General features: G+C 68.6%; 23 protein-coding genes. 15 read left to right on the top strand and 8 right to left on the bottom strand.

The genetic code is table 11. From position 1 onward, the window contains the following. The first annotated feature begins 97 nt into the window (after positions 1-97). Positions 98-1,372 (top strand): alpha/beta hydrolase, encoded by a 1,275-nt coding sequence (locus A9X04_RS02925; RefSeq protein WP_067917553.1) that lies wholly within the window; start codon positions 98-100, stop codon positions 1,370-1,372. Here A9X04_RS02925 and A9X04_RS02920 read toward each other — a convergent pair. Then, complete coding sequence (locus A9X04_RS02920; protein ID WP_067917551.1) at positions 1,369-1,992, bottom strand: TetR/AcrR family transcriptional regulator; 624 nt, start codon at positions 1,990-1,992, stop codon at positions 1,369-1,371. The genes A9X04_RS02925 and A9X04_RS02920 overlap by 4 nt on opposite strands. A 63-nt stretch (positions 1,993-2,055) precedes the next feature. Between A9X04_RS02920 and A9X04_RS02915 the strand changes: the two genes are divergently transcribed. Further along, positions 2,056-2,544 carry a DUF1707 domain-containing protein gene (locus A9X04_RS02915; RefSeq protein WP_067917548.1) on the top strand — a complete coding sequence of 163 codons (489 nt, stop codon included), beginning with the start codon at positions 2,056-2,058 and terminating at the stop codon, positions 2,542-2,544. Here A9X04_RS02915 and A9X04_RS02910 read toward each other — a convergent pair. The 3 genes from A9X04_RS02910 to A9X04_RS02900 all read right to left on the bottom strand — a co-directional run bounded on the left by A9X04_RS02910 (position 2,531) and on the right by A9X04_RS02900 (position 4,782). Further along, a complete protein-coding gene (locus tag A9X04_RS02910; RefSeq protein WP_082974767.1) occupies positions 2,531-2,983 on the bottom strand; it encodes a protease inhibitor I42 family protein in 453 nt (150 codons plus the stop codon). The genes A9X04_RS02915 and A9X04_RS02910 overlap by 14 nt on opposite strands. Before the next feature lie 83 nt (positions 2,984-3,066). Next, entirely contained in the window at positions 3,067-3,873 is an 807-nt protein-coding gene (locus A9X04_RS02905) for an SDR family oxidoreductase (RefSeq protein WP_067917546.1), read from the bottom strand. A gap of 3 nt (positions 3,874-3,876) precedes the next feature. Then, positions 3,877-4,782: an RNA polymerase sigma-70 factor gene (locus A9X04_RS02900; protein WP_067917544.1), complete on the bottom strand. Its 906-nt coding sequence runs from the start codon at positions 4,780-4,782 to the stop codon at positions 3,877-3,879. A gap of 202 nt (positions 4,783-4,984) precedes the next feature. Here A9X04_RS02900 and A9X04_RS02895 point away from each other — a divergent pair, with 202 nt between their 5' ends. Both A9X04_RS02895 and A9X04_RS02890 read left to right on the top strand, forming a co-directional pair. Continuing rightward, positions 4,985-6,577, top strand: a complete 1,593-nt coding sequence (locus A9X04_RS02895; RefSeq protein WP_067917542.1) for a Na+/H+ antiporter — start codon at positions 4,985-4,987, stop codon at positions 6,575-6,577. A gap of 32 nt (positions 6,578-6,609) precedes the next feature. Further along, positions 6,610-7,770, top strand: a complete 1,161-nt coding sequence (locus tag A9X04_RS02890) for an AAA family ATPase (RefSeq protein ID WP_067917541.1) — start codon at positions 6,610-6,612, stop codon at positions 7,768-7,770. A gap of 12 nt (positions 7,771-7,782) precedes the next feature. Here the strand turns inward: A9X04_RS02890 and A9X04_RS02885 are convergent, their stop codons facing one another. Continuing rightward, positions 7,783-8,196: a VOC family protein gene (locus tag A9X04_RS02885; protein WP_067917596.1), complete on the bottom strand. Its 414-nt coding sequence runs from the start codon at positions 8,194-8,196 to the stop codon at positions 7,783-7,785. Between the two features lie 138 nt (positions 8,197-8,334). Between A9X04_RS02885 and A9X04_RS02880 the strand changes: the two genes are divergently transcribed. The 5 genes from A9X04_RS02880 (at position 8,335) to A9X04_RS02860 (ending at position 14,347) form a co-directional block, all read left to right on the top strand. Then, positions 8,335-8,982 (top strand): TetR family transcriptional regulator, encoded by a 648-nt coding sequence (locus A9X04_RS02880; RefSeq protein ID WP_067917594.1) that lies wholly within the window; start codon positions 8,335-8,337, stop codon positions 8,980-8,982. After that, on the top strand, positions 8,975-10,498 hold the full coding sequence (locus A9X04_RS02875; RefSeq protein WP_067917539.1) for an FAD-dependent monooxygenase: 1,524 nt from the start codon (positions 8,975-8,977) through the stop codon (positions 10,496-10,498). Before A9X04_RS02880 ends, A9X04_RS02875 begins: the two co-directional genes overlap by 8 nt. Positions 10,499-10,630: 132 nt before the next feature. After that, on the top strand, positions 10,631-12,313 hold the full coding sequence (gene alsS, locus A9X04_RS02870) for an acetolactate synthase AlsS (protein WP_067917537.1): 1,683 nt from the start codon (positions 10,631-10,633) through the stop codon (positions 12,311-12,313). Continuing rightward, on the top strand, positions 12,310-13,116 hold the full coding sequence (gene budA / locus A9X04_RS02865) for an acetolactate decarboxylase (protein WP_082974766.1): 807 nt from the start codon (positions 12,310-12,312) through the stop codon (positions 13,114-13,116). The genes alsS and budA overlap by 4 nt, the downstream gene beginning before the upstream one ends. Before the next feature lie 85 nt (positions 13,117-13,201). Continuing rightward, positions 13,202-14,347: a glycosyltransferase gene (locus A9X04_RS02860; RefSeq protein ID WP_067917535.1), complete on the top strand. Its 1,146-nt coding sequence runs from the start codon at positions 13,202-13,204 to the stop codon at positions 14,345-14,347. A 3-nt stretch (positions 14,348-14,350) separates the two neighbouring features. Here A9X04_RS02860 and A9X04_RS02855 read toward each other — a convergent pair whose 3' ends face one another. Both A9X04_RS02855 and A9X04_RS02850 read right to left on the bottom strand, forming a co-directional pair. Next, a complete protein-coding gene (locus A9X04_RS02855; protein ID WP_067917532.1) occupies positions 14,351-14,827 on the bottom strand; it encodes an MPT63 family protein in 477 nt (158 codons plus the stop codon). Between the two features lie 178 nt (positions 14,828-15,005). Next, on the bottom strand, positions 15,006-15,437 hold the full coding sequence (locus tag A9X04_RS02850) for a hypothetical protein (protein WP_067917531.1): 432 nt from the start codon (positions 15,435-15,437) through the stop codon (positions 15,006-15,008). A 141-nt stretch (positions 15,438-15,578) separates the two neighbouring features. Here A9X04_RS02850 and A9X04_RS02845 point away from each other — a divergent pair, with 141 nt between their 5' ends. Beyond that, positions 15,579-16,433 carry a sulfurtransferase gene (locus A9X04_RS02845; RefSeq protein WP_067917529.1) on the top strand — a complete coding sequence of 285 codons (855 nt, stop codon included), beginning with the start codon at positions 15,579-15,581 and terminating at the stop codon, positions 16,431-16,433. A gap of 3 nt (positions 16,434-16,436) precedes the next feature. Here A9X04_RS02845 and A9X04_RS29400 read toward each other — a convergent pair whose 3' ends face one another. Continuing rightward, positions 16,437-17,315: a hypothetical protein gene (locus tag A9X04_RS29400; RefSeq protein ID WP_231985646.1), complete on the bottom strand. Its 879-nt coding sequence runs from the start codon at positions 17,313-17,315 to the stop codon at positions 16,437-16,439. A 133-nt stretch (positions 17,316-17,448) separates the two neighbouring features. Here A9X04_RS29400 and A9X04_RS02835 point away from each other — a divergent pair, with 133 nt between their 5' ends. From A9X04_RS02835 to A9X04_RS02815, 5 genes are all read left to right on the top strand, one after another. After that, on the top strand, positions 17,449-18,246 hold the full coding sequence (locus A9X04_RS02835) for an alpha/beta hydrolase (protein ID WP_067917527.1): 798 nt from the start codon (positions 17,449-17,451) through the stop codon (positions 18,244-18,246). A 7-nt stretch (positions 18,247-18,253) separates the two neighbouring features. Beyond that, a complete protein-coding gene (locus A9X04_RS02830) occupies positions 18,254-19,036 on the top strand; it encodes an SDR family NAD(P)-dependent oxidoreductase (protein WP_067917525.1) in 783 nt (260 codons plus the stop codon). Continuing rightward, positions 19,033-19,905 (top strand): LLM class F420-dependent oxidoreductase, encoded by an 873-nt coding sequence (locus A9X04_RS02825; RefSeq protein WP_067917523.1) that lies wholly within the window; start codon positions 19,033-19,035, stop codon positions 19,903-19,905. The genes A9X04_RS02830 and A9X04_RS02825 overlap by 4 nt, the downstream gene beginning before the upstream one ends. Beyond that, on the top strand, positions 19,905-20,636 hold the full coding sequence (locus A9X04_RS02820) for a hypothetical protein (RefSeq protein WP_067917588.1): 732 nt from the start codon (positions 19,905-19,907) through the stop codon (positions 20,634-20,636). The genes A9X04_RS02825 and A9X04_RS02820 overlap by 1 nt, the downstream gene beginning before the upstream one ends. Positions 20,637-20,720: 84 nt before the next feature. After that, a complete protein-coding gene (locus A9X04_RS02815) occupies positions 20,721-21,215 on the top strand; it encodes a lipoprotein LpqH (protein ID WP_067917521.1) in 495 nt (164 codons plus the stop codon). Positions 21,216-21,234: the final 19 nt, after the last annotated feature.

Raw genomic sequence — 21,234 nt, 5'->3', positions numbered from 1 at the left:
GCGGTTTTTATCCGCCAACAGCCGTTGCCCAAGACGGTGTTCGCATGAGACAACTGGTCGCGGTCGACGCAGCGGGGGCTTTTAATAAGGTGAGCCCATGCGGACAGCTCGAATCATCCACGTCATCCGGCAGATAGGGTCGCTCGCGGTCACGGCGGTGACCGCCGTGTCCACGCTCAACGCGTACCGGCCGCTGGCGCGCAGCGGCTACCTCTCGCTCTTCTCGTTCATGTTCGGGGTGGTCGTCACCGAGCTGCCGCTGCAGACCCTGGTTAGCCAGCTCGGCGGGCTGGCGTTGACGGCCCGACGCCTGACGCGGCCGGTGCGGTTCGCCGCGTGGGCGGTCGCCGGTGTCTCGGCGCTGGGGTTGCTGAACTTCAGCCGCGCCGGGCACAAGGCGAACGTGCCGCTGACCGAGGCGCTGGACAGCGGCCTGGGCGCGTCGCGCCTCACCGAGTCGGGGGATCTATGGCGCCGGCCGGCCGGTAGCGGCACCGCCAAGACGCCGGGGCTGCTGCGGATGATGCGGATCTACCGCGACTACGCCCACGACTCGAACATCAGTTACGGCGAATTCGGCAGCGCCAATTTTCTGGACATCTGGCGCCGTCCCGATCTGGACCCGGCCGGCAAGGCGCCGGTGCTCTTCCAGATCCCGGGCGGTGCGTGGACGACGGGAAACAAGCGCGGACAGGCACATCCGTTGATGAGCCACCTGGCGGAGTTGGGTTGGGTCTGCGTGTCGATCAACTACCGGCACAGCCCGCGCAACACCTGGCCCGCCCACATCGTCGACGTCAAGCGCGCCCTGGCGTGGGTCAAGACCCACATCGCCGAGTACGGCGGCGATCCCGAATTCATCGCCATCACCGGCGGTTCGGCCGGCGGCCACCTGTCGTCACTGGCCGCGCTCACGCCCAACTATCCGGAGTTCCAGCCCGGCTTCGAGGACGCCGACACCCGGGTGCAGGCCGCCGTGCCGTTCTACGGCGTCTACGACTTCACCCGCTTCAACGACGCGATGCACCCGATGATGCCCGCGCTGCTCGTCAAATCCGTTGTCAAGGAGCGACCCTCGACGAACATGCAGCCGTTCATCACCGCGTCGCCGGTCAACCACGTCTCCCCCGACGCTCCCCCGTTCTTCGTGCTGCACGGCCGCAACGACTCGCTGGTGCCCGTCGAGCAGGCGCGCGCATTTGTCGAACGGCTGCGACAGGTCAGCACCCAGCCCGTCGTGTACGCCGAAATGCCGCTCGCCCAGCACGCTTTCGACATCTTCGGTTCGGCGCGGGCGGTGCACGCCGCAGTGGCCGCCGAGCAATTCCTGGCCGAGGTCTATTCGACGCTCCGCAAGGCCAACGTGGCCTAGCCGCTGAGCATTTGGGCCACCACGCCGGCGACGATGGCGTCCGGGTCGTGCTCGATGCCGACCGCACGTAGGTCGCCGCCGATCGCCAGCGATGCGACACCGTGCACCAAGGACCACAGCGGCGCGGCGAGTTCGCGCGGGTCATCGCCGCCGACGACGCCCGCCTGCTGGCACGCCGCGATCGCGCCGAGCAGATCACCGAACGCCTCCTCCCCGGCGGTCGCCAAGTCGGGATGGTCGCCCTTGGACAGCTCGGCGCCGAACATCACCCGGTAGTGGTCCGGGTGAGCGACGGCCCAGCGCACATACGCGCGGCCGAGTTCGGTCACCCGGTCCTTCGGGTCGGGAGCCTCGTCGGCGGCCGCGCTCAACGCGGCGTGCAGGTCGCGGAAGCCCTGTTCGGCCACGGTCGCGAGTAACGCGGCCTTGTCGGCGAAGTGCCGGTACGGGGCGGCGGCGCTGACCCCGGCGCGCCGCGCCGCCTCCGTGAGGGTGAAACCCTTCGGCCCCTTTTCGGCCACCAGTGACAGGGCGGCGCTGCTCAGGGCGCGTTTGAGGTCTCCGTGGTGGTAGCTGTCCCGACGCTTCGCACTGGCCGGGGCTTTCCGCGGGCGTGCCATGTTGACGATATTAACATTGCCCGAGTATGTTAAGGCCATTCACATCTTTCGGAAGGGGACGAAATGGACCAGCAACTGACGGCCCCCCGCGCCGGCGACCGCGACCGGGAGGCGACGGCCGAACGCCTGGGCCAGGCATTCGCACAGGGTTACCTGCAACTGGACGAGTACGAGCAACGGGTGCAGGCGGTGTTCGGCGCGCACACCACCAGTGAGCTCGACCGGCTCCTCGCCGACCTGCCGCTCGAGCGGATCCGGCGTGCGGACCCACGCCGGCGCGCCGCCCGCGTCGAGGCCGCCCGGCGCGGCGTGCGCCTGCACCTGGCCGCCTACGTCGCGATGACCGTCGTCGTGCTCGCCGTGTGGGCGGCCGTCGCCGCCACCACCGGCGCCACTTACTTCTGGCCGATCTGGCCCATCCTCGGCGCCGGGATCGGCCTCGTCAGCCACGCGCTGGGCATCCACCCCGCCGCCAAAGGCGCCGCGAGATGGGCAAGCCCCTGCCACGCCGTGGGACGCAGTCGTTTGCCGGCGCGGCTCACTGCACCGTGATGTTGGCCGTATAGGTGCACGCCGGTTTGGAATCCTTACCGACGAAACTGGTGTAAGACGTGCCGATCGTGGTGGTCCCCGGCTTCAACGCCGTGAACGTCCACACCTCGGTGCCGGGCGCCCCCAGCGCATCGGAGCTCGGGGGCACGAATTCATGGCTGGTTTGCCTGATGATCGCCGGGTCGCCGATCTTGGTCTCCGGCGTCCACCGGTACGGGGTGGTGTAATTCGAGCCCAGCTTCACGACCAGCGTGTTGCCGACGGCCAGCGTGATGCTCTGCGTGATGGCGTCTTGCGTGAGGACGTCGTTCATGGGGACCTGCAGCGTCTTGGTCGACGGTGGGTTCCTGGACGCGAAGTGGCAGCCGACCAACATCGGCCAAACGAGCATCGCGACGGTCACCAAGAGCCTGATCTTCCCGACAGTCATCGAGCCCATTATGGCCCGGATGCGTGGTGCTCAGGTCGGCGCGTCGAGCGAAGGTAGATTGCCCGCCGACACCGGGCTGGTCGGTCGGACCGTCATCGCGAACTTTTGCCCGTGCGGTGTGGCAGGTAGGCCCGGATGGCGTCGCGGTACGGCAGTTGCCCCGCTTCGACCTGTTGACGGAGGTACTGCTCGAAGGTGATCACGCCGACGACGTGCTCCGAGGCCAGCAGCCCGCCGGCGCGGATCCCGCCAAACACCTTGCCGGGCAGGCGGACCGGCACGAGGGGTCGCCGTTTGCCAACGATCGCCAGGTAGCTGCGGGCAAGGTCGTCGAGTGTACGGGCCTCCGGGCCGCCGAAATCCGGCGCACGTCCAATCGGCTCGCCGAGCGCCAACCTTGCCAACCGCTCGCCCAAGTCGCGCACGTCGACCGGTTGGAACCTCAGGCCCGACGGCACGACCATGACCGGCGGTTTCGCGAGCATGCGCAAGAGGAACGCGATCAGATCGTGAAACTGGGTCGCCCGCTGCACCGTCCACGGCAAGCCCGACTCGGCGATCATGCGTTCGTTGGCGAGCATGATGCGGTACAGGGCGAATGGGACGCGGTCGATTCCGACGATGGAGACGTAAACCAGATGCGGTGAGCCCGCCCGTTTCGCCGCCGCGACCAGGTGCTCGGTGGGATAGACGCAGTGCACGATCGTGTCGACGCCGTCGACAGCCGCATCCAGGCCGTCGCCGGTCCGCACGTCGCCGACCACATGCTCGACGTCGGTGTGCCGGCGCCGCCGCCCGCGGCTCAGAACGCGGACGTCTTTACCGGCGGCGGTCAGGTTGTCGACGACGATGCGGCCCACGGTTCCCGTGCCGCCGGTTACGAGTACAGAGTTCGTCACACCTTATGAACCGGACAGGCCCGCCGGATGTGACAACTGCCCGGCCAGAAATCGCAATTTGTCCGGATTGGCGATGGCCCGCAGGGCCGCGATCCGTTCGCCGACGATCTCGAAGCACAGCACGCCGGTCAGCGTTTCGCCGTCGAACGCCAGGATCGCCGGCTCGCCGTTGACCTCGGCGACGTCCATCCGCAGCCCCAGCCGCGGGACGTTCCTGCTGAACGCGCGGGCCACGTAGGAGGCCACCCGGTCGCGCCCGATGATTGGGCGCCGGGCGGCCGCCACCTTGCCGCCGCCGTCGGCCGTGGACGTCACGTCGTCGGTCAGGATCTCGACGAGTCCGGCGACGTCGCCCGCGTGGGCGGCGGTAAAGAATCGGTCGACCAGGCGGCGCCACCGCGCGGGATCCGGTTGGAAACGCTGCCGCGGTTCGCCGAGCCGCTGCTTCGCTCGCCGGTACAGCTGGCGGGCGTTGGCTTCCGACGTCTGCAGAATCTCGGCAATCTCGAAGTGACTGTAGCCGAACGCTTCTCGGAGTACGAACGCCGCGCGCTCGGTCGGGCTGAGCCGTTCCATCAGGCTCAGCAGCGCGACCGACACGGACTCGCGTTGTTCGGCGGTATCCAACGGGCCCAGTGTCCGGTCGTCGGTCAGAACCGGCTCCGGGAGCCACGGCCCGGCGTAAACCTCTCGACGGGCACGCGCCGACGTGAGCCGGTGGAGGCACAGGTTCGTGACGACCTTGGTCAGCCAGGCCGGCAGCGACTCGATTGCCTCCGCATCCGCGGCGTGCAGTCGCAGATAAGCGTCCTGCACAGCGTCTTCGGCCTCGCTCGCCGACCCCAGCAGCCGATACGCCAACCAGAACAGCCGCGGCCGCTGGGACTCGAAAGCCTCCGCGTCGCTCACACCGCCAACACTGCCACGTCTTGCCAGCCGTGCGTGGCGCCGAACGCCCGCCTATCAGTCGACTCTTGAACTTGATATCGCGGGCGCTATCAAGTTCGAGACTCGCATACCATCCCGCCGACGGGGCTGAAGTGACGGGAGTGACAGCGCGTCGCCCAAGCCCCGGTCGGCGCGACCCGCACCGGTCCGGCAGGATGGGCTGGTGTTTGGCCTCGTCCTGATCGTCGCGCTCGTCTCCACCGTCATCGTCGGGACGGTCGTCGGCCGGCGCTACCGGGTAGGCCCCCCGGTGCTGCTCATCGTGCTCGGCACGTTGCTCGGTCTGATCCCGCACTTCGGTCACGTGCACATCAACGGCGAGATCGTGCTGCTGTTGTTCCTGCCGGCGATCCTCTACTGGGAGGGCCTCAACACCAGCTTCCGCGAGATCCGGGCGAACGCGCGCATCATCGTCTTCCTCAGTGTCGGGCTGGTGATCGCCACGGCGGTGGCCGTGTCGTGGACGGCGCGGGCGCTGGGCATGGACTCGCACGCGGCGGCCGTCCTGGGCGCCGTGCTCTCCCCCACCGACGCCGCCGCCGTGGCCGGCCTGGCGAAGAAGTTGCCGCGCCGGTCGGTCACCGTGCTCAAGGCCGAGAGTTTGATCAACGACGGCACGGCCCTGGTGCTGTTCGCCGTCACGGTCCACGTGGCGATCGGCGGATCGGCGATCACCCCGATCGATCTGGTCGGCCGTTTCGTCGGCTCCTATTTGGGCGGCATCGCCGCCGGACTCCTGGTCGGCGGAGCGGTCACGCTGGTGCGCAAGAGAATCGACGCCCCACAAGAGGAAATGGCGTTGAGCCTGCTGACGCCCTTCGCGGCATTCCTGCTGGCCCAGAGCATGGACTGCAGCGGCGTGGTGGCGGTCATGGTCGCGGCGCTGGTGCTCGCCTACGCCGGGCCGGTGGTGATCCGCGCCCGGTCCCGCCTGCAGGCCTACTCGTTCTGGGACAGCGCGACCTTCCTGCTCAACGGCTCGCTGTGGGTGTTCGTCGGCGTCCAGATCCCGGCGGCACTGCACGGCATCGCCGGCGTGGACGGCGGGATTCGCCGCGCGCTGTTCATTGCACTCGCCGTCACCGCCGTGGTGATCGTCTCGCGCATTTTCTGGGGCGAGCTCACGGTGGTGTTGATCCGGCTGATCGACCGCCGAGAGGCGCAACGCGAGCGTCGCGTCAGCTGGCGGCAACGCTTCGTCACCGCCTGGGCCGGATTCCGTGGGGCCGTGTCGCTGGCCGCGGCCCTGGCCGTCCCGGCGACCACACTCAGCGGCGCGCCGTTCCCCGACCGCAGCCTGCTCATCTTCATCGTGGTCGTCGTGATCCTGACCACCGTCCTGGTCCAGGGCACCACGCTGCCCGCCGTGGTGCGCTGGGCGAAGATGCCCGAGGACGTCGCCCACGCCGAGGAGTTGCAGCTGGCCCGCACCCGGGGCATGCGAGCCGCCCTCGACGCGTTGCCGGCCGTCGCCGACGAGGTCGGCATCGGCGACGACCTGCGCCGCCGGCTGCAGAAGGAGTACGAGGAGAAGGCCGCGGTGGCCGTCGCCACCGAGAACGGCTCGACGGACAACCACCTCGTCAAGAAGAAGGAGCTGGTGCGCCGGGTGCGGCTGGGTGTCCTGGACAGCAAGCGGCGGGAGATCACCGCGCTGCGCAACCAGAACCTCATCGACGACATCGTGTTGCGCGAGCTGCAGAACGAGATGGACCTCGAGGAAGTGCAGCTGCTGGACGCCGCCGACAACGAGTAGGCGCGTCGGTCCCCGACCGTACAGTCGGCTCCATGTTGCACACGGTGGCGATCCGCGGTTACCGGTCGCTGCGTGAGGTGATCCTTCCGCTGGGCCGGCTCTCGGTGGTCACCGGCGCCAACGGCGCCGGGAAGTCGTCGCTGTACCGCGCGCTGCGGCTGCTGGCCGATTGCGGACGCGGCGAGGTGATCGCGTCGCTGGCCCGCGAGGGCGGTCTGCAGTCCGCGCTGTGGGCCGGACCCGAGGAGCTGAAGGGCGCACGCCGGACGGGCAAGGCCCAGGGCACGGTGCGCACCCGTCCCGTATCCCTCGAGTTGGGTTTTGCCGCAGACGATTTCGGCTACCTCGTCGACCTGGGCATCCCGGTGTCCGCGGGGCGAGCGGATTCGCTTTTCGCCCGCGATCCCGAGATCAAACGCGAGGCAGTGTTCGGTGGCCCGGTGCTGCGCACTGGCACGACGCTGGTGCGCCGCGCCGCGAGTTTCGTCGAGGCCAGCGCCGACACCGGCCGCGGATTCGACGAGCTGTCCCGGTCCCTGCCGTTGTACCGCAGCGTGCTGGCCGAGTACGCCCACCCGCATGCGCTTCCCGAGCTCGCCGCCGTGCGCGAGCGGCTGCGCGGCTGGCGGTTCTACGACGGCTTCCGGGTGGACGCGGACGCGCCCGCGCGGCACCCGCAGGTCGGGACGCGCACCCCGGTGCTCGCCGACGACGGCAGCGACCTGGCCGCCGCCATCCAGACGATCATCGAGGCCGGCATCGACGGCCTCGGCGAAGCCGTCGCCGAGGCCTTCGACGGCGCCACGGTGTCGGTCGCCGTGCACGACGGGCTGTTCGACTTGCAGCTCCGGCAGCGCGGCATGCTGCGGCCGCTGCGCTCAGCCGAATTATCGGACGGCACACTGCGATTCCTGCTGTGGGCGGCCGCCCTGCTCAGCCCGCAGGCGCCCTCGCTGATGGTGCTCAACGAGCCCGAAACATCCCTGCACCCGGACTTGGTGCGTCCACTCGCCGGGCTGATCCGCGCCGCTGCAGCCCGGACCCAGGTCCTGGTGGTCACCCATTCACGATCACTGCTGGAAGCCACCGGCGACGACACGGTCGAGATCGAGCTCTACAAGGAGTGGGGCGAGACACGCGTCGCCGGTCAGAACCTGCTGACGACGCCGCCCTGGGACTGGGGCAAGCGGTAGCAGGCGCGAGTTTTACGAATGCATCGCGGGCGCGTAAGAAATGCCGACGATCGTGCCTTCGACGGACTGCAGTCGAGCGACGGTTTGTCCCCACGGCTCGGTGCGTGCGTCGTGCAGCAGCGTGAACCCCTTCTGCGTCAACTCGTTCGCGGCGGCGCGGACGGCGTCGGCGTCCGCTACCTCGAACTCGACGCTGGCCTGTGGCACCGGCCGCTCAACCGGCCAGTCAGGCGTGCCAAAGCAGGCTTGCGCGGCCTGAGTCAGTGGCCAGACACCGAAAGACTTGCAGCCGTCGATGCCTTCACTGTGGAGATAGCCGTCGGCCTCCGCGGTCAGGGGCAGGCCAAGCGTGTCCACGTAGAGCCGTCGGCTGACCGCCGGCTCAGGGGTGATTACTGCAACGCTCGTGATGAATTGCACATCCATGGCTTCGCCCTCCAGCGCGAATTCGGTTGACCCACCGATCGTGGCATCCGCTGCCCACACCCCAGGCTAGGCGCGGACCCAAATATTGCTCGCCGTGCAATATTGCCTGCCGTGCAACTTTTGCATACGGTGGTCGTCATGACCGAACCACCGCGCGGGTTGCGCGAGCGCAAGAAGGCCGACACCCGGCGTGCGCTCAGCGACGCCGCGCTCAACCTGGCCTTCGAACGCGGACTGGACAACGTGACGCGCGAGGACATCGCCGGCCTGGCCGGCGTTTCGTTGCGCACCTTCAACAACTACTTCGGCGGAAAGTACGAGGCGCTCGCCTACCGACAGACCGAGCGGATGCGCCGCGGCATTGCCGCGTTGCGGCAACGCCCGCCCGACGAACCGCTGTGGACGGCGATCACGCACGCTGTGCTCGAGCCGCTGGAAGCCGACTTCGGCGAGGTGCACGGGGAGGAAAACCAGGTGCTCAGCCGCCAGGAACTCGTCGAGGTACGCAAGATGCTGATGAACCCGCAGGTGCGTAACGCGTTGCCGCAGAACCTCTTCGATGAATGGCTCACCGTGATCGCTGAGCGCACCGGCACCGATCCCGAGCACGACCTGTATCCCCGGCTGGTGGTGGCGATCGTGCGCGCCGTCGGCGACGCCGCGGCGGAGGCCTACGTCCGGGCCGACCCACCGGTCCCGATCACCGACCTGATTCGTTCCGGCTTCGCTGCCGTCAGCGCCGGCCTGCCCGAACCCGCCAAGCACAAGAAGAGGTCCCATGACTGACGAATACGCCGACATCGTCATCTCCGGTGCCGGCCCCAACGGACTCATGCTCGCGTGCGAGCTCGCGCTGGCCGGCATCCGCCCCGTCGTGCTCGACGGCCTGCCTGGGCCCAGCGACGAGCCGAAGGCGAACGGTCTTGTGGGGCAGGTCGTCCGGACGCTCGATATGCGCGGCATGTACCGGGAGCTGACCGGGGACGCCGATCCGCCGAAGCCCACGTACGGCTGGATGTTCGCCGCCATGATGCTGAACTTCGCCGGCCTGGAAGACAATCCGATGTACGCGATGGTCATGCCCCAGCCTCGGCTGGTGCGGTCGCTGGAGAAGCGGGCCCGCGATCTCGGAGTGGACCTGCGCTGGGCACACCAACTGACGGATTTGCAGCAGGATGCACACGCCGTTGCGCTGCGGGTGTCGTCCCCCGAACGCGACTATCGCATCGACGCCGGGTATCTGGTGGGTGCCGATGGCGGACGCAGCCTGGTGCGCAAGACGGTGGGGATCGACTTCCCCGGTACCACGCTGGACGTGGTAGGCCGCCTCGCCCACGTGCACGTCCCCGATGACCTCAAGCGCGCCGACGGCAGCCTGGACATTCCCGGGTTCGGCCGGCTCCCCTTGGGCCACACGCGCTTGGACCGTGGCGGGGTGATCTACGCGCAGTTCGAACCCGGTCGGTCCTTGTTCGGCACATTGGAATTCGGGCCGCCGGTCGAGGACACACCGATGAGCGTGGCCGAAGTGCTGGCAAGCGCCCGACGTGTCCTCGGCGTCGACGTTCCCTTCGAAGAGCCGAAAGGTGCGGGGCCACATGCTCTTCGGCGGATAAACGGTCAAAATACCCGCCACGCCGAGCGCTACCGCGCCGGCCGGGTCCTATTGCTCGGCGACGCCGCACATGTCCACAGCGCCATGGGCGGCCCCGGCCTGAACCTGGGCCTGCAAGACGCCATGAACCTGGGCTGGAAGCTCGCCGCCCACCTCGACGGGCGCGCGCCGGCCGGACTGCTCGACACCTATGAATCCGAACGGCATCCCGTCGGCGAACGCGTGATGATGCACTCGCAGGCCCAGACCGCCCTGATGTTCCCGGGCGCCGAAGTCGCCGCGCTCCGCACCCTGATGGGCGAACTGTTCACCCTTCCCGACGTCGCCAAACACATGGCCGCGTTGCTGGCCGGCACCGACGTGCGGTACGACGTCGGTGACGACCATCCCCTATCGGGTTGGCCCGTGCCCGAGCTGACGCTCACCGATGGCCGACGGGTCACCGAACTGCTGCACAGCGCACGCCCGGTGCTGCTCGATTTCGACGGCAGCATCGGGGCCGCGGCGTCCGGCTGGGCCGATCGGGTCGACATCGTGACCGCGACACTCCACGACCCGCCCGCGGCGGCACTGCTGATCCGGCCCGACGGATACGTCGCCTGGGCCGCGAGCGAATTCGGCGCGGCCGACCGTCCCCGCCTATATGCGGCGCTGCGGCGCTGGTTCGGGCCGGAGTCCAGCGGGTAGGCGAAAGGATTCGCCGTTGAGTGTGCGCCTAGGGCGGCGCCGCTCGGCGTGTCGCCGCCCTGGGCGCACACTCAAGGCCCTGAGCGCACACTCGAATCGCCAACAGACCACGACCCGTGCTTGGCTGGGCGCATGGCCCCCACGAACCCCGGTGATCCCGTGCGCAGCGCGCAGAAGATCGTCGACGTCTTGTCGGCGCAGGGCGTGCAGTACGTCTTCGGTGTGCCGGGCGCGAAGATCGACGCCGTCTACGACGCCCTACTGGACTCCGGCCCGCAATTGGTGGTGTGCCGCCACGAACAGAACGCCGCCTTCATGGCCGGGGCCATCGGCCGTCTCACCGGCATCCCCGGCGTGGTGCTGGTGACATCGGGCCCCGGCACCACCAACCTGGCCACCGGATTGTTGACTGCCAACACCGAACAGGATCCGGTGGTGGCGCTGTGCGGCGCGGTGCGCCGGGAGGACCGGCTCAAACGCACGCACCAGTCCATGGACGCCGCCGCGATGCTCAGGACGGTCACCAAATTCACCGGCGAGGTCAACGACCCCGGCAACGCCGCCGAGGCCACCGTCGGTGCGTTTCGCGCCGCACTCAGCGAACCGCGCGGCGCCGCCGCCGTCGTACTGCCCGCCGACGTCCTGGCCGCCCCCACCGCGGCGAGCATCCCTGGGCGGCAACCTATTCCGCCGTTGGCGGCCGCCCCGGCAGCGTCCGTCGCGCAGGCGGGCGAGCTGATCCGCGCCGCGCGGCGGCCGGCGTTATTGGTCGGTATGCGCGGCGCCGACCCCGACAGCTGCCTGGCGCTGCGCGCCCTGGTCGCCACGACGGGGTTGCCCGTCGTCGAAACCTTCCAGGCCGCGGGGGTGATCTCCCGCGCGCTGGAGGACAACTTCCTGGGCCGGGTGGGACTGTTCCGCAATCAGCCCGGCGATGTCGTCCTCTCCCACGCCGACGTCCTGGTCGCCGTCGGGTACGACTCCGTCGAGTACGACCCGGTGCTGTGGAACACCGACGTCGACCGCACCGTCGTGCACGTCGACTCGGTGCCTGCCGACATCGACAACCACTATCAACCCACCGTCGAACTGCTCGGCAACATCGCCGCCACCCTCACCTCGTTGACCGACCAGCTGGCCGGCCTGACGCTCGCCGACGACTATCAGCACGAGATCGCCACCCAGCGAAAGGCATTGATCGACATCGACATAACGGCCGGGGGTGCCACACCCGAAGGCCAGGGCCTCAACCCCGTCGCCGTCCTGCTGCGGCTGCGCGACGAACTCGACGACACCGCCACCATCACCTGCGATGTGGGCTCGGTCTACATCTACATGGCCCGCCACTTTCGGGTGTATGAGCCGCGGCGGCTGTTGTTCTCCAACGGACAACAAACCCTGGGCGTGGCGCTGCCCTGGGCCATGGCGGCCTGTCTGGTGCGGCCCGGAACGCAGGTGGTGTCCGTCTCCGGCGACGGCGGATTCCTGTTCTCCGCCCAGGAGCTCGCGACCGCAACCCATCTGGGGCTGACATTCACCCACATCGTGTTCCGCGACAACAGCTATGACATGGTCGGCTTCCAGGAGATGCTCAAGTACGACCGCAAATCCGGTGTGGAGCTCAGCGACTACGACCTGGTCTCCTACGCGGCGGCCTTCGGCGCCCGTGGTTACCGGGTGAGCACGCTGGACGAATTCACCGCCACCCTGCGCCAGGCGCTGGCCGAGGACGGCCCTTCCCTGATCGACGTCCCCGTGGACTACAGCCGCAATACCGACCTCGCCGCACACCTGCACGACGACCCCTTCGAATGAGGACCATGGACACCCCTACCGGCGCCTACGAACGCTTCCACCATTGGGCGACAACGCTGCTCACCCATCAACACGCGAACGACGCCGAGGTGTACCAGTTCTCGACGATCGGCGCCCTGCTGGAGGGCGTCTACGACGGCGACGTCACCGTGGCCGAGATCCTGCGCCACGGTGACTTCGGGCTGGGCACCTTCAATCACCTGGACGGCGAGATGGTCATTCTCGACGGCGTCTGCTACCGGTTGCGCGCGGACGGCTCCGCCAGCCGGGCCGCCCCGACCGACCGCAGCCCCTTCGCGGCGGTCACCCGATTCCACAACGACTTTCAGATCGCGATCCGCAGCCGTACTCCCCGCACGGAGCTGACCGCCGCGATCGACCGCCAAATCACCAGCGCCAACCTCATTTACGCCGTTCGGATCACCGGGCATTTCGCCGAGCTGCACACCCGCACCGTGATGGCGCAGAAGCCGCCCTACCCCCCGCTGACCCAGGCCACCGAGGAACAGGCCGAGACCGTCTTCACCGACGTCTCGGGCACGGTGGTCGGGTTCCGCACCCCCGACTTCGAGCAGGGCATCTCGGTCGCCGGGTATCACCTGCACTTCCTCAACGCCGACCGCACCGGCGGCGGGCACATCCTCGATTTCACCCTCGAGCGTGGAGAGGTCGCGATCAGTGGGGCGTCGCAATTGCATCTGAGCCTGCCCACCTCCGGCGACTTCCTCGACGCTCGGCTGTCCGGCGCCGACATCGCCGAGCAAATCGACCAGGCCGAAGGTCCGAAGGGCGACCGGGCGTAGCCCGTTCGGCGGAATTCATGGACTGTTCAGGCCAGCGTCAAGTCCACATTGTTGAACGCACACGCGCACCGCGTGTCCTCACGTTATGCGTGTAGTACAGGTCGCCAATTTCTATGGCCCTCGCTCCGGCGGCCTTCGCACCGCGGTGGACCGGCTCGGCGCCGAATACTGCGCCAGCGGGCACGAGGTGTTCCTGATCGTTCCCGGCCAGCGCGCCGAGCGCAGCCAGCTGCGCACCGGCGTCGTGCGAATCACCCTGCCGGCGCGGCTGATTCCGCTCACCGGCGGCTACCGCGCTGTCCTGCCAGGCCCGGTCAAGTCGCTGCTGGAGGCGTTACGTCCCGACGCCCTGGAGGTATCCGACCGGCTCACGCTGCGATCCCTGGGCCGATGGGGCCGCAACCACGGCGCCACCACCGTCATGATCTCCCACGAGCGGCTGGATCGCCTTGTGGGGCAGATACTTCCGCGCCGCGCCGCGGTCAAGTTCGCCGACCTGGCCAACGCGCGCACCGCCGCCGACTACGACACCGTGGTGTGCACCACCGGTTTTGCGCGTGAGGAATTCGACCGCATCGGCGCGACGAACACCGTGACCGTCCCGCTGGGCGTGGACCTGCAGACCTTCCACCCGCGCCGGCACTCGTACCTGGTACGGCGGCGCTGGGCCGCGCCGGGCCAGCTGCTGCTGGTCCATTGCGGCCGGCTGTCGGTGGAAAAGCGCGTCGACCGCAGCATCGACGCGATCGGCGAGTTGTGCCACGCCGGGGTCGACGCCCGGCTCGTCGTCGTGGGCGAGGGTCCGCTGCGGGCCAGGCTGGAGCGGCAGGCCGCCCGGCTGCCGGTGGACTTCACCGGTTTCGTCTCCGATCGCCACACGGTGGCCGGGCTGCTGGCCTCGGCCGACGTGACGCTGGCGCCCGGGCCGCACGAGACGTTCGGGCTGGCCGCGCTGGAGTCGCTGGCCTGCGGCACACCGGCGGTCGTCTCGCGGACCTCGGCGTTGACCGAGATCATCACCCCGGACAGCGGCGCTTCGGCGGACAATCACCCGGCCGCGATCGCGCGGGCGGTCGGTGCGGTCACCAGCCGCCCCGAGCACCACCGCCGCGTGTCGGCGCGCCGCCGCGCAGAGGACTTCACGTGGCACCGGGCGGCGACGGGCATGCTGGCGTCGTTAGGGGCGCCGGCGCTGCCCGATCAGCGTGGCGATTCCGAACACACCGCATAACCCTTACGGGCCCCAGATCAGCAGGTCTTCCATCCCGTTGTTCATCGTCACCGTGGTCGGCGCCGGACCCGTGACGTCGAAGTGGATTTTGCCGGTCGCTTGCGCACCGTCAGGAATGGTTGCCCCGCTGATGTTCGTCGGGCTCGCGACCCACCAGAGAACCCGATAGGCGGCCGCATTCGGGGCGACGGCGTTGAATTGCGAAATCGCTGGAGTGACAGTGCCGCGAATCGACCTGACGGTAGCCGTCGCTTCCCATAGCTTGCCCGTCGGCGTGTAGCCCGGAGTTACGTCGCTGCTGGGCTGCAGGTTGCTGACCGTCCACGCAAGGACAACCTGGCCGACGCTGTCGGTCATCGTCAGTTCGCTACCGAGTTTGCCGACGACGGGGTAGGTGGCCGATGCGATGGGTGCGTTGCTCACACCGATGGCGGTCATTACGACGACCGCGACCGTCATGATCATCGTGGGGATCTTCACTGGTATTCCTCCTCGTTTGAGCGGCGAGAGCATTTGCCGCCAATCGACTCCGAAACATCAACCGTGGCTCCCGCAATGCCGTTTCACTAGGGCCGTTTGGCCCCATTAGTTCGGGGACGTACGCCATCCAAATGGGCCGGAATTCGCGGCTTACGTGGAAATGGAAATGGTCGCGAGCTTAATTATCCGCGGAGCGCTCCGGCTTCCAGCCGACATATGTCAGGTACAGCCCCGCGGACGCCAGGCAACCGAACAACACCCATATCGCCGCGGACATGCCTGAGCTGTATATCGCGTCTCCGGCCGCGTCGTAAGCTCGGGGCAACGTCAACAGCAGCACCCCGCGGATCGCGAAGAACCAGCCCACGGCGGACACGATGACCGCCGCGAGGCCGCGCCAATACTGGTGAAACGCAATGATGAAAATGCCGCCCATCAACAGAATCGCCCCATAGAGCCACGGCCACATGGGATTCGCCTTGAACTCGGTGAACAGCGTCTGCATGTACGAGCCGCGCACCACGACCGTGATCGGCACGATCGTCAGGTACGGGCCCAGCACGCGGGCGAACATACGGGTACGGGTCTGCGCTTGCTCGGATGTACTCATGGCCGTAGACGTCCTTCGAAGTCGGAGCCTTCCGCTCCATTGCCCTACTTCCGATCGCGACGCTACGCCACCCTTTTGCCGAGCAGGGCGGCATTTCGGGCGGCAGCTAGTCTCGGTGCACACGATCAGGGAGGCGAATCGGTGACAGCCCGGGACCAGGTGTTGATCAGCGTCACGCAGCTCGCTGCACTCATGGAGGCCGGCGATCCGGTCACCATCCTCGACGTCCGGTGGCGGCTCGACGAGCCGGACGGGCGGCCGGCCTACCTGCAGGGCCACCTACCCGGCGCGGTGTATGCCTCGCTCGAGGAGGAACTCAGCGATCACACGATTTCTGGACGCGGCCGCCATCCGCTGCCGTCGGGACGCAGTCTGCAGGCCGCCGCGCGCCGATGGGGAGTCCGACAGGATTCGCCGGTGGTGGTGTACGACGACTGGAATCGCGCCGGTTCGGCGCGCGCCTGGTGGGTATTGACGACGGCCGGGCTGCCGGACGTCCGCATCCTGGACGGCGGCCTGGCCGCCTGGCGATCGGCCGGGCTGCGCCTGGAAACCGGCGAGGTGACACCGCAACCCGGGAATGTGACTGTGCCGCACGATGATCTGTATGCCGGTCACCTGCCGACCCTCACCGCCGACGAGGCCGGCGCCGGCACTATGCCGCTCCTCGATGCGCGGGCGCCCGAACGCTTTCGCGGTGACGTCGAACCGCTCGACCCCGCCGCCGGTCACATCCCCGGCGCCCAGAATTTGCCCAGCACGGCCGTCCTGGCTGCCGACGGCACGTTCGTCGGCGACGAAGCGCTTACCCGACTGTTGGGCGAGCGCGGGGTCGATGGGGACGGTCCGCTGGGTGCTTATTGCGGCTCGGGCGTCACCGCCAGCGTCGCGGTCGCCGCGCTCGCGGCGGCGGCCCGGAAGGCGGCGCTGTTTCCCGGGTCGTGGTCCGAGTGGTGTTCGGACCCGGGACGGGCGGTCGCGCGCGGCCCCGAGTAACGATCAAACCCCGGGCCAGCTCTCGAGGAAGGCCGCGGTTACCCGGGCCGCGTTGGCCGCCGCGATCCGCTTGTAGCAGAAGAACTGGAACGGGAAGCCGGGCAACTGAAGTGGATCGCCCGGCCCATCGGTGATGCCCCGGATGCCCAGGAACGGAACCCCGTGCGCGTCGGCCACGGCCTGCGCGGCCGCGGTCTCCATGTCCGTCGCCTCGAAGGCCGGGTCTGACGTCGAGACGATGCGCAGGTTGCTGATCAGCGCCCTCCTCAGCCAGCGGACACCCGCCTGCCGAAAGTTGCCGGTGTACCGCAAGGACCGGTCGGGCGCGCTGCGGGGCTGGCAGCCGAATACCTCGCCCCCGTTGGGGATGCACGGAAACGCCACGCCGTTGTTGTTGTCCCAACTGCAACCGTCGCCGCCGACGACGACGTGCGGCCTGCGCCGCAGATCGATCCGGCGGGTCGCGCCGTCGAGTGCCACGGAGAGCTTCTCGGCCGTCGCCAGCATGCCGGGGTCGACCGGACGAAACGTCCTGCCGTGGTCCAGGGTCCAGCGCGCCGGCACGGCGACATCGGCGATCCTGGTGCGGCCCGCCCCGCCAGCGACGCCCGAAAACACCACCGCACCAATCGCATTGGGGGCGCCGGGCGGGAAGCGAGCGAAGGTGACTGCGGTGGTGTCGCGCGCGTTCACCAGGCCGATGCCCGTCATCGCCACGACCACCCTCTTGCCGGCGATCGAACCGAGGTAGAAGTGCCGGCGGTCGGCGACCACCACCGGATCACGATCGAGCGTGGTGTGGGACAACACCGCGTCGGCCTCGGCCGGGAAGGCGGACAGCACCAGCACGCGCGTCCCGCCGGAATCCGCGTCAGCTCCCACCGGCCCAGTAAACGCCCGCCGGGGCGCGCTTCCGTGCACCTTTGCTGATTCCGGCCCTGCACGGGTGGGCCAGCGGCTAGTCTCAGCGGCGTTGCAGCCAACCAGGGGCGCGGCCGACGGAGGAGTCACGCTCATGCTCGAAGTGATCGAACGACAGCCGAGCGGCGAATCCCGCAAGCCACCGGTGTTGTTCGTGCACGGCGCCTGGCATGGCGCCTGGTGCTGGGACGAGCACTTTCTGGACTTCTTCGCCGACAAGGGCCACCGGGCGCTGGCGGTGAGCCTTCGGGGTCACGGCAACAGCCCGGCGGCCAGGTCGATGCGGTTCTGCTCGATCACGGACTTCGTCGCCGACGTCGCCGCGGTTGCCGACTGCTTGCCCGAACGGCCGGTGGTCGTAGGCCACTCCATGGGCGGTTTCGTGGTGCAGAAGTACCTGGAATCACACGAGGCCGCCGCGGCCGTGCTGCTCGCCTCAGTGCCCCCCAGCGGGATCCTGGGATTCCTGGCGCGCAGGCTCAGGCGTCACCCGTGGTACACCGCCAGCGGCCTGGCCATGACCAGGTCGTTGCGTGGCGTCGGCGCCACACCGGAATTGGCCCGCGAAACCTTCTTCTCGCGGGCACACTCCGAAGCCGACGTGGCGCGCTACGCCGCGGCACTCGACGAAGAGTTCGCGCTGAGGCTCGCGATCGACATGCTGTGGCTGAAGCTTCCCAGGCCGCATCTGGTTACCACGCCGCTGCTGGTGCTCGGAGCCGAGGACGACGTCTGTTTCACCGCGGACGAAGTTCTGGCCACCGCGGCCGCCTACGACACTCGGGCCGAGTTCTTCCCTAAGATGAGCCACGACATGATGCTCGACCCCGGATGGCGTGCCGTCGCCGAACGAATCCACGCGTGGCTCGAAACATGCCTGCCCGCAAGTTGACTGCGCCATGACGGGCCGCCTCGACGGCAAGGTCGCGATCATCACCGGGGCGAGCACCGGTCTGGGACCCGTGCTGGGCTCGCGGTTCGTCGCTGAAGGCGCCAGGGTGTTGCTGGCCGCGCGCCGCGAAGAACTCATTCGCGCCGCCGCCGACGCCGCCGGTCCCGGTGCGGTCGCGATGCGCGCTAACGTCACCGACGAGCACGACGTCGCAGCCATGGTGGCGCGCGCCGTCGACGAATTCGGCCACGTCGACATCTTGTGCAACAACGCGGCCGCGCCCGGTGAAGACCGCTGGATCTGGGAACAGACCCTGGACAACTGGAACGCCACGATCGCCATCGACGTCACCGCGGCGATGCTGTGCACCCGGGAAGTGCTCAACCAGTCGATGTTGGCCCGCCGTCGCGGCGTCATCCTCAACTTCTCCTCCACGGCGGGCTTTTTCGGCATCGTCCGCAAGAGCCACTACGTCACCGCGAAGGCGTCACTTCGTGCGTTCACCAAGACCGTGGCTCTGGAGGTCGGCCCGTACGGCATCCGGTGCAACTGCATCGTGCCCGGCTCGATCGACACCGAGCTGTGGCGCCGATGGGTGCAACGCACCGCCGACGAACGCGGCATCGACTTCGCCACCCAACGCGCCAATGCCATCAAAGGCGTTGCCTTGCAGGATATCTCCACACCAGACGACGTCGCCAACCTGGCGCTGTTCCTGGCGAGCGACGAAAGCCGCACCATCACCGGGCAATCGATCCCCGTCGACGCCGGAGGGTACATGCAGGGATGAGCGCCCCCCGACTCTCGGTGGCCACCCCCGTGGTGACGATGTTCCCCAATGCCAGTGGGGATTGGGAGAAGACCGCGTCCATCGAGGATCTGACGCGGGTCGCCGTAGCCGCGGATCGACTCGGCTACCACCACCTGACCTGCAGCGAACACATCGCCCTGCCCGCGGCCGAAAGGCACCGCCGCGGCACCCGCTACTGGGATCCGCTGGCCACCTTCGGCTACCTGGCCGCCCACACCGAGCGAATCCGGTTGGCCACCAACGTGCTGGTGCTCGGATACCACCATCCGCTCGAGATCGCCAAGCGCTACGGCACGCTGGACAAGGTCAGCGGCGGCAGGCTCATCCTCGGCGTCGGCGTCGGCAGCCTCAAGCAGGAATTCGACCTCCTCGGAGCGCCGTTCGACGACCGCGGACCGCGAGGAGACGACGCGCTCAGGGCGCTGCGCGCCTCGCTGTCCGTGCCCGAACCCGAATACCGCGGCGAGTTCTATTCGTTCGGCGGCATGGTCGTCGATCCGTGCGCCGTGCAGGAGCGGGTCCCTGTCTGGGTCGGCGGCCGGACCCCGCGATCGCTGCGCCGCGCCGCGACCCTGGCCGACGGCTGGGCACCCTTCAGTGTCGGCCTGCGTGACGCACGAGACTGGTTGAGCCGCTTCGATCTTCGGCCCGGGTTCGAGGTGGTCTTGCCACCCCCGGCGCTGCTGGACCCGATCGACGAGCCGGAGCAAACCCGCGATGCCATCGGCCGGGCCGCCGCACACGGAGCCACCATCGTGCCCGCCGTCTTCCGCCACACATCGCTGCAGCACTACCTGGACCAGCTGCAGGCGCTCGCCGAGCTGCAGCCCCCGGGGGGCGCCGCGTGATACGCGTCAGGGCGGGCATATTCAGCCTCACCGCCGCCGCGCCGGCCGACGACGACGGCAGTTACCTGCGCTGGCACCTGCTGGATCACATGCCCGAGCAGTACCAGCTGCCGGGCATTGTGCACGGGCTGCGCTGGATCGCCGACGGCGACTATCCCGCGCACCGCTTGGCGGCCCACGGTGACCTGGGTGAGATCGGCAACGCGGTGCACTACCTCGTCGGCGACCCCGTCGAGGAAACCTTCGACGACTTCGTCACACTGGGTCGCGCGCTGCGCGAGAACGGCCGGTTCCCCGTCGTCCGGCCCTCCTTACAGGTGGCCGGCCTGCGCCTGCTGCAGTGGCAGTCCTCGCCGCGCGCACTCGTTTCCGCCGAGGTGGTGCCGTTTCGGCCGCACCGCGGCGTCGTGCTCATCGTCGAGGAACCCGTCGCCGGGCGCCGCCCGGACGAGTGGCTGCAATGGCTGCACGCCGAGCACCACCCGGCGCTGCTCGCCGCGCCGGGCACCGCCGGCGCGTGGACCTTCGGGTCCAGCGCGCGCTGGAGCCACCTGCCGCGGGGATGGCGCACCGACCACCAGTACATCACCGTCATCTACCTCGACGAAGACCCGCTGACGACCACCGACGCCTTGGCCCCCGTCATCGAACAGCGGTGGCGGTCATCGGCCGTACGGCCGCTGTTTGCCGGGCCGCTACGCAGCATGGTCAGTTGGGAAGCCTGGCGGTAAACCCTGCGGTTGACTGGTCGCCAGAGAAATGAGACCTTCCCGAAACGAAGGGGATCTATAGTCCTCGCTGGCAAAGGAGGTGAGATGAAGATTCCGTACATCTTCGTGGTGGCCGGGCTCGTGCTGGCCGCCGGCCTGTCCGGCTGCTCCGGTAAAGGAAGTCAACCGGCGTCGGCCCCGAGTTCGAGTCCGGATCCCGTGAGCACCACGGTCATGATCGACGGGAACAAGCACACGATGACCGCGGGGGTGGACTGCACCAGTTCGGCGGCCCAACCGGATGCGTCACCACCGGAATCCGGGGACCTCACCACCCACATCAGCGTGCACGACGATACGGCGTCGGTCTCGCTGGCCCTTTCGGACGAGAAACCGCCCATGGTGGACGCATTCGCGATCTCGCTCGCGCTAGGCACCGGCCAGTATCAACTGCCGTACCAGGCGACCAAGTCGGCAACCCAGGTCCAAGCGACCAAGCAGGGCAAGAGCTACACGGTGACCGGAACGGGCCAGGCGACCACACCCGGCCAAAACGGCACGCGCCCGGTGACTTTCGGGGTCCACATCACCTGCCCGTGAACGCGGCGCCCGTGCGGCC

Origin of the sequence: Mycobacterium sp. E3247, from assembly GCF_001667785.1 — a bacterium.
Classification (GTDB): Bacteria; Actinomycetota; Actinomycetes; order Mycobacteriales; family Mycobacteriaceae; genus Mycobacterium.
This window is presented reverse-complemented; position numbering and strand designations above follow the sequence as displayed.